This is a genomic window from Gammaproteobacteria bacterium, from assembly GCA_003696665.1.
Lineage (GTDB): Bacteria > Pseudomonadota > Gammaproteobacteria > Enterobacterales.
On the sequence record RFGJ01000264.1, the window covers coordinates 1 to 1,057 of the forward strand.

A 1,057-nucleotide genomic window follows, 5' to 3' on the forward strand; every position below is an offset into this window, starting at 1 on the left:
CCCAAAATCATCTTTCGGTTACACGCCTTGCAGCGCATGGCAGAAAGAAATATCTCTAGAGAAGCGATCGAATCTGTGCTTCAATCTGGTGAAGAAATAGAGAATTATCCCGATGACTTCCCTTATCCGAGTAAACTTCTTCTTGGATGGGATGGCGGACAACCTATTCATCTTGTCGTGGCTGAAAACATGGAGAGCGATGAATGGATTGTCATCACAGCGTATATTCCGGACCAGGCTCGTTGGGAAGCGGGATTCAAGAGGAGAAGACAGCGATGAAATGTGTAATCTGTCGAGAGGGCGAAACTGTGCAGGGTGTCACGACAGTTACACTCGAACGAGGCGACGCGACGTTAGTGTTCAAGTCTGTCCCCGCCCTGATTTGCGATAATTGTGGTGAGGTCTATCTGGAAGATGAAGTCGCCTCCCAGCTCCTGGCGAAGACGCAGGAAGCGGCTCGTAACGGTGTGCAGGTGGAAGTCCGCAAGTACGCGGTGGTGGCTCAATGAGAGAAGATACAATGTTTATCACCGACGCCCTAACATTTCGGGAGTTCGCCATGGCCGAAGACCTACCCTTGGCCACCCTCCACACAGCCGTCTTGGAGTTCTTGCAGGGACGGGAGGACGCCATTCTGTTCGGCGCACAGGCAGTCAACGCCTATGTGGACGACCCAAGGATGACCCAGGACGTGGATCTGTTGTCCTCTCGAGCTGCTGAACTGGCGGAAGAGTTACGGACGTACTTGCACCAGCGGTTTCATATTGTCCTCCGAGTGCGACGAGTCGCTGACGGGCCCGGCTATCGACTCTTTCAGGTTCGGAAATCCGGAAATCGACACTTGGTGGACATTCATCAGGTGGAAAATTTGCCTGGCAGTCAACGCATCGCTCAAATTCTGGTATTAACGCCAGAAGAGTTGATTGCTAGCAAGGTTTTGGCCTATCATCGGCGGCGGGGCCAGCCGAAGTCCGGTACAGACTGGCGGGACTTGGCCCTATTGTTGCTCAGGTTTCCAGAATTGAAACAACGGGAAGGGCCTGTCGCCGAACGTCTA

The 1,057-nt window shown here is 53.1% G+C and carries 3 protein-coding genes; all 3 read left to right on the forward strand.

Annotated features, from left to right (window positions below; all coding sequences use genetic code 11):
* A partial coding sequence (locus D6694_07320; protein RMH43081.1) for a DUF4258 domain-containing protein occupies nucleotides 1-279 on the forward strand: 279 nt, incomplete at its 5' end.
* Entirely contained in the window at nucleotides 276-509 is a 234-nt protein-coding gene (locus tag D6694_07325; GenBank protein RMH43082.1) for a type II toxin-antitoxin system MqsA family antitoxin, read from the forward strand. The genes D6694_07320 and D6694_07325, both read left to right, overlap by 4 nt.
* Before the next feature lie 11 nt (nucleotides 510-520).
* The coding region (locus tag D6694_07330) for a hypothetical protein (GenBank protein ID RMH43083.1) at nucleotides 521-1,057 on the forward strand (537 nt) is incomplete at its 3' end.

Bases quoted from the DNA above. Each gene is read 5' to 3' on its own strand.
- D6694_07325 (RMH43082.1), top strand. From the start codon at position 276: ATGAAATGTGTAATCTGTCGAGAGGGCGAAACTGTGCAGGGTGTCACG.